Annotated in this window: 6 protein-coding genes; all 6 read left to right on the top strand. The window is 38.4% G+C overall.

Annotated features, from left to right (window positions below; translation table 11 throughout):
• Positions 1-327 precede the first annotated feature (327 nt).
• The 6 genes from QM406_RS06835 to QM406_RS06810 all read left to right on the top strand — a co-directional run bounded on the left by QM406_RS06835 (position 328) and on the right by QM406_RS06810 (position 6,583).
• Positions 328-1,677 (top strand): glucose-6-phosphate isomerase, encoded by a 1,350-nt coding sequence (locus QM406_RS06835; protein WP_000018239.1) that lies wholly within the window; start codon positions 328-330, stop codon positions 1,675-1,677.
• 183 nt (positions 1,678-1,860) lie between these two features.
• Positions 1,861-2,661, top strand: a complete 801-nt coding sequence (locus QM406_RS06830; RefSeq protein WP_001000838.1) for an SDR family oxidoreductase — start codon at positions 1,861-1,863, stop codon at positions 2,659-2,661.
• 62 nt (positions 2,662-2,723) lie between these two features.
• The gene (locus QM406_RS06825) at positions 2,724-4,550 is read left to right on the top strand and encodes a BglG family transcription antiterminator (protein WP_080981318.1); all 1,827 of its coding nucleotides are present in this window, start codon (positions 2,724-2,726) and stop codon (positions 4,548-4,550) included.
• On the top strand, positions 4,550-5,047 hold the full coding sequence (locus tag QM406_RS06820) for a transcriptional regulator GutM (RefSeq protein WP_001086645.1): 498 nt from the start codon (positions 4,550-4,552) through the stop codon (positions 5,045-5,047). Before QM406_RS06825 ends, QM406_RS06820 begins: the two co-directional genes overlap by 1 nt.
• Positions 5,044-5,589, top strand: a complete 546-nt coding sequence (locus QM406_RS06815; RefSeq protein WP_001015684.1) for a PTS glucitol/sorbitol transporter subunit IIC — start codon at positions 5,044-5,046, stop codon at positions 5,587-5,589. Before QM406_RS06820 ends, QM406_RS06815 begins: the two co-directional genes overlap by 4 nt.
• A gap of 13 nt (positions 5,590-5,602) precedes the next feature.
• Positions 5,603-6,583, top strand: a complete 981-nt coding sequence (locus QM406_RS06810; RefSeq protein ID WP_000120696.1) for a PTS glucitol/sorbitol transporter subunit IIB — start codon at positions 5,603-5,605, stop codon at positions 6,581-6,583.
• The last annotated feature ends 74 nt before the right edge of the window (positions 6,584-6,657 follow it).

The following is a 6,657-nucleotide window of genomic DNA, read 5'->3' as shown; positions in this document are numbered from 1 at the left end:
TATGATTCTTTCTAATGAGAGTTTGGTCGCTTTTCATTATAGATCTTATGGAACTTTTTTTCTACAACAAAATAGGCTCCATAATATCTATAGGGGATTTACCCACTACAAATATTATAGAGCCAATTATTTGAGTATTTATTGAATGAATTGTAACGACTAGAAATTTAGTCGTTTTTTTGTCTTATTTCGTTCAAATTTTAATATTGTAACATTTTTTACGCAAATGTTTAAATTATGATAAAATTTGGAAAAATTCAGTATAAAAACTTGAAAAAATCTAAGGTAAGGGTTATGATAGAAGAGAAGAAATTTTGGAGGAATATTATGTCACATATTAAATTTGATTATTCAAAAGTATTAGATAAATTTGTTGCACCACATGAACTAGATTATATGCAGCCTCAAGTGACTGCAGCAGATTCTGCTCTGAGAAATGGTACAGGTCCTGGGGCAGAAATGACTGGCTGGTTGAACTTACCTGAAGAATATGACAAAGATGAATTTGCTCGTATTCAAAAGGCTGCTGCTAAAATCCAATCTGATAGTGAGGTATTGATCGTAATCGGTATTGGTGGTTCCTATTTAGGAGCTCGTGCAGCTATTGATTTCTTGAATAATTCATTTGTAAACTTGCAAAGAAAGGAAGAACGCAAGGCACCTCAGATCCTCTATGCTGGAAACTCTATCTCTTCAAGCTATTTGGCTGATTTGGTAGACTATGTATCAGACAAAGATTTCTCAGTAAACGTGATTTCTAAATCAGGTACAACAACTGAACCGGCTATTGCTTTCCGTGTCTTCAAAGAACTCTTGGTTAAGAAGTACGGTCAAGAAGAAGCTAACCAACGTATCTACGCAACTACAGACCGCGCTAAAGGTGCAGTTAAAGTTGAAGCAGATGCTAATGGCTGGGATACTTTTGTAGTGCCTGATAGTGTAGGTGGTCGTTTTACAGTATTGACAGCAGTGGGGCTCTTGCCAATCGCAGCTGCAGGAGCTGATATCAGCAAGTTAATGGAAGGAGCAAATGCTGCTCGCAAGGCTTATGCTTCTGATAAGTTGGCTGAAAATGAAGCATATCAATATGCAGTTGTACGCAATATCTTGTACCGTAAAGGTTATCTGACAGAAGTTCTAGCTAACTATGAACCATCTCTGCAATACTTCTCTGAGTGGTGGAAGCAACTGGCTGGTGAGTCAGAAGGGAAAGACCAAAAAGGGATTTATCCAACTTCAGCTAACTTCTCAACAGACTTGCACTCTCTGGGACAATTTATCCAGGAAGGTACCCGTATCCTCTTTGAAACAGTTATCCGTGTAGATAAACCTCGCAAAAATGTGCTGATTCCTGAATTGGCAGAAGACTTGGACGGTCTTGGCTACTTGCAAGGAAAAGATGTTGACTTTGTCAATAAAAAAGCTACAGATGGAGTGCTGTTAGCACACACTGATGGTGGAGTTCCAAATATGTTTGTGACACTGCCTGAGCAAGATGAGTTCACTTTGGGCTACACTATTTACTTCTTTGAGTTGGCTATTGCTCTTTCTGGCTACCTGAATGGTATCAATCCATTTGACCAGCCTGGAGTTGAAGCTTATAAGAAAAACATGTTTGCTCTTCTTGGGAAACCAGGCTTTGAAGAGCTGGGTGCTGAGTTGAATGCACGCCTTTGATTCTCATATGCTTTGAGTTCATTTAGAATATAAAAAGATCCACAAGTTCATTTCTTGTGGATTTTTAGTACAAGCCTCTTAATTAGTTTATTATTTTTTTTAAAAGTGTAAAAAAGAGTGTCTTAATTCTTTTATGAAAGCGCTGTATAATTGCCTTGTAAATAAAATTTGAGAGGTATCAAAATGAATGATTGGTTAAACATAAAAGGCAAAACAGTTCTTGTGACTGGCGCGTCATCTGGGATCGGTAAGGCAATCGTTGAAGAATTGCTGGAATTAGGAGTCAATGTAGCGAATTTTGATCTTAGCGACAACGATTTGCGTCACCCGAATCTATTATTTGTAAAAGTTGATGTAACTTCTCGCTCTGAAGTAGAAGAGGGTGTTGCCAAAATAGTTGAAAGATTTGGCAATATTGATGCGGTAGTCAATAATGCAGGGATTAATGTTCCCAGATTATTAATTGATGCAGAAAATCCTAAAGGTCCTTACGAGTTAGACGATGAAACGTTTGAAAAAGTAACAATGATTAATCAAAAAGGTTTGTATTTGGTTAGTCAGGCAGTAGGACGTATTTTAGTGAAAAATAGAAAAGGTGTAATTGTGAACATGGCTTCAGAAGCAGGCTTGGAAGGTTCTGAAGGACAAAGTGCCTATGCTGCCACAAAAGCAGCAGTCTATAGTTACACTCGTTCATGGGCAAAAGAGCTGGGTAAGCATGGTGTACGTGTGGTTGGAATTGCTCCAGGAATTATGGAAGCTACGGGACTTCGAACTCTTTCTTATGAGGAAGCTCTTGCTTATACCCGTGGAAAGACGGTAGAAGATATTCGAGCTGGTTATGCTTCAACTTCAACAACTCCTTTGGGACGAAGTGGTAAACTACGGGAAGTAGCTGACCTTGTAGCATTCTATATTTCAGACCGTTCTAGCTATATAACTGGAGTCACTACAAATATTGCCGGGGGGAAAACTCGCGGTTAAAAAAATGAAGGTGAGGAAGAGAGTTGACCATAGTAAATCGATGGTATAACATTTTAGAAAAAATGGTCTCACAGCCAACTTATTCCTTGGTAGATATGCGCTCAGAGCTGGATATTAGTATGCAAACCTTGCAAAAGAGTATCCAACAATTAAATGATGTTTTGGCTCCGAGTATCCAGATTATCTCACAAGATGATAAGTTAATGTTAGAGGTGTATGACTATACTGAGTTGGAAAGGATTTTATCTGGTAGTTTAAAACGGGAGAGTGACTTCAATTCTTCCAGTAAAAGAATTGCCTATTTACTAAAACGTTTAATTAAGTCAACCTCCCCTCTTCTTATTGACGACTTGGCTGAGGAGGCAGGTGTTAGTAGAAGTACCCTTAATAAGGATTTAAAACAAGTAAAATCTTTGGCAGAGAGTTACTCTATCACTATTTCAGGAAAGCCCAACCGTGGGCTGGAGGTCTTGGGGTCCGAGCTGAATTTGCGCTTGCTCTATATTCACCAAGTGGCCCCTTACTTTGAAGGAAAGACACTCACCGAGGCAACATCTTCTTTTCTGGAGACGCTACTCCAGGAGTATAAAATCCCGAAAGAAACAAAGGAACTCCTTCGAAAGACAATTTCAATTATGGTGGAGCGTATTTATGCATCTAGGGTGTTGAGTTGCCCTATTCCTTACTATAGGAATGATTTAACAGAGACACCTTTGGTTGAAAAATTAATCTATCATATTGAGATGACTTATAAGATTTCCCTCAGTCAGTTTGAAATAGACTTTTTGTGTTTTCCGTTTAATATCCGTTTTATTGACACTTTAAGCAAGCCGTCTTATCAATCTGAACAGCTTGCAAACATTTTTCAAGGGATTGTCAAGAAAGTCAAAGAAACAATGTTGGTTAACTTTGATGATGAAGAATTATTTGAAGAAATCAAGTCTCATCTAGGCCCCTTAATCAATCGACTGATTTTCCATGTGCAAGCTAATGATATATTCCATGGCGAGGTTCAAACTCAATATCCTTTTGCTTTTGAAATGGCGAAAATTGCTGGAGAAGAACTGTCTGCAATTTTTGGTTCTGAATTGGAATTATCTGAAATCGGATATCTGGCTTTGTATTTTGAAATGATTTTAAGAAAGCAAAACTCTGTTGTAAATGGTTCTCGCAAGCAGATAGCAGTAGTTTGCACAACAGGAAGAGGAACTGCTGCGATGATTATTCAGCAACTCAGACGAATCCTTGGAAATGATGTAGACATTACTCAGTATTCTGAAGAGGATTTTAATCTGGATTTGAATCAGGACTATTTCGCGATTTTTACGACAGTTCCTCTAAAATATAAAGATTCTAAATCTCCAGTCATTCAAGTTAATCATCTTTTTGATGATCAATGGCTGCGGGAAGAATGGCAGAGGGCCAATGCTTTTCATCAAAAAAATCTAGAAACAGTCAGCTTACGTTTTCTTCGGTTGAGTCCCCAAAAAACCTATCAGCAATACTTGCTAAATATGGTTGCAGAGTTAGAGAAACTTCAGATGATTGATGAAGGTTTTAGAAATCGGATAATTGATAGGGAGAAAAAACAATCAACCATTTTTGGTGGAGGAATTGCCTTCCCCCATACAATTAACCAGGGTTATGCAAAGACTATTTTAATGTTTGGAAAGCTAGAAGAGCCTTATCAAAAAGGAGATGATTGGATTGAATTTATCTTTCTAGTCGCCATTCCCTCAGAAATTGAAAGCAAAATGGAGAGTGAATTGCTGGAATTGTATGACGACATTTTTCGAATTGCAGGAGAGCCTTCTCTAAAAGAAGCTTTGAGGGCTGTAGAAACAGAGACAGAGTTTCTATCATTTTCTAAGAGCAAAGGAGTATTTTAATGAATTCGCTAATAATTTTCGCTGTATTTGTCATGGCAGCTTATATATTTCAAATGTTCCTCGGCTGGCAGCAACTCAAAGACTTCAATAAGACCTATACGATGCTCCGAAGACTGGGGCGCGTAGCGATTGGCAGGAAGTCCGGAAGAATCAAATCCGGTACGATTGTCATGTTCGCGGTTGATGAAAACGGTCGGGTTCTTAAAGCTAGCAAAATGCAAGGAGTCACAATCTTAGCACGTTTTCAAAATATGGACGATTATGTTGGAGAAGACATCCATTATTTTGACAAGTATAATCCTCTTGTGAGAAAAGAAAATAAGTTGATGCAATCAGCTATAGAAGATGCTAGAAAAGTCTATCTTTGGCATGAGGCAGGTATTGAGAAAGAGACAAGTTCATCTGATTCTTTTCTGGGATTCGGCTTTTATGCGAATTACTTACAATTATCTATTAAACAGTTATTTAAAAAAAATAAGAAAGGGAGTTCCTTATGAATCACATTACAAATTTTGCAGAGAGTTTTATGAAACTCTTCCAATTAGGTGGAGAAACCTTTATTAGCTGGATGACAAATATTGTACCGCTTGTCTTAATGCTATTGATTGCAATGAATACCCTTATCGCTTTCTTGGGAGAAGAGAAGGTCAATTCCCTGGCTAAGATTTCTGCCAAAAATCCTGTTAGCCGGTATATGATTTTACCTTTCATTTCAGCCTTTATGCTGGGGAATCCGATGGCAATCAGTATGGGACGTTTCTTACCAGAATATTATAAACCTAGTTTTGTAGCAGCTCAGATGCAGTTCTGCCATACTTCAAATGGTGTATTTCCGCATATCAATCCTGGGGAATTGTTTGTATGGATGGGAATTGCAACAGGAATTCAAACTTTAGGTTTAAGTCAAATGGACTTAGCCATTCGTTACATGCTTGTTGGGCTTGTCATGAACTTTGTAGGCGGTTGGGTGACCGATTTTACAACTGCTTATGTAGCAAAACAGCAAGGTGTTACCTTGAGTAAAACATTTGATTTATAGAAAGAGTGAAATTATGTCATATAAGAGTATAAAAGTTGTTAAAGGAAATGGCGGTTTCGGAGGACCTTTGGTCATTACACCTAGTGAAGCTAAGCATAAATTCATCTATATTACTGGCGGCGGAGAAAAGCCAGATATTGTAGATAAAATTGCTGATTTGACCGGTATGGAAGCTGTTAATGGGTTTAAAACTTCTATCCCAGATGAGGAAATTGCTTTAGCAATCGTGGATTGTGGCGGTACTCTTCGCTGTGGTATTTATCCTAAAAAGGGAATCCCTACAATAAATATTGTTGCTACAGGGAAAAGTGGGCCTCTAGCTCAATATATAACCGAGGAAATCTATGTGTCAGCAGTTGGCCTTAATCAAATTTCTGCTGCTAATGAAGACGAAAAAGCGACAACTGTGGTAACTGAAAAGCCAACTTACGATACTAGTAAAAAAATTACAGAGCAAAAAGCTGAAACAAGTATTGTAGCACGAATTGGGATGGGGGCTGGTAAGGTCGTTGCAACTTTCAACCAGGCTGCTCGTGAAGCCATCCAAACAATGCTCAATACAATAATTCCTTTCATGGCCTTTGTTTCCTTGCTGATTGGGGTTATTCAAGGATCCGGTGTTGGAAATTGGCTGGCAAAATTAATGGTTCCCCTAGCGGGGAACATCTGGGGACTCGTTTTAATTGGCTTTATCTGTTCCTTACCATTCCTATCTCCTTTGTTAGGTCCCGGAGCTGTTATTAGTCAGATTATTGGAACTTTAATTGGAGTCGAAATCGGAAAAGGGACTATTCCGCCCCAAATGGCTCTGCCAGCTTTATTTGCTATCAACACTCAAAACGGTTGTGATTTCATTCCTGTAGCACTCGGCCTATCTGAAGCCAAGGCTGAAACAGTTGAGGTTGGTGTCCCTTCGGTACTTTATTCACGCTTTCTCAATGGTGTTCCGCGGGTGCTAGTTGCTTGGATAGCTAGTATTGGTCTTTATCAGTAGACCTTTGATAGACGCATGTAAACAGAGTAGCTATATTATGTTAAACTTATCTATAAGCCTAAGTTTATGACAAA

Origin of the sequence: Streptococcus infantis (assembly GCF_047465035.1) — a bacterium.
Lineage (GTDB): Bacteria > Bacillota > Bacilli > Lactobacillales > Streptococcaceae > Streptococcus > Streptococcus infantis_T.
Note: the sequence above shows the minus strand (reverse complement) of the source record. Positions and strands in the feature narration are given on the sequence as shown.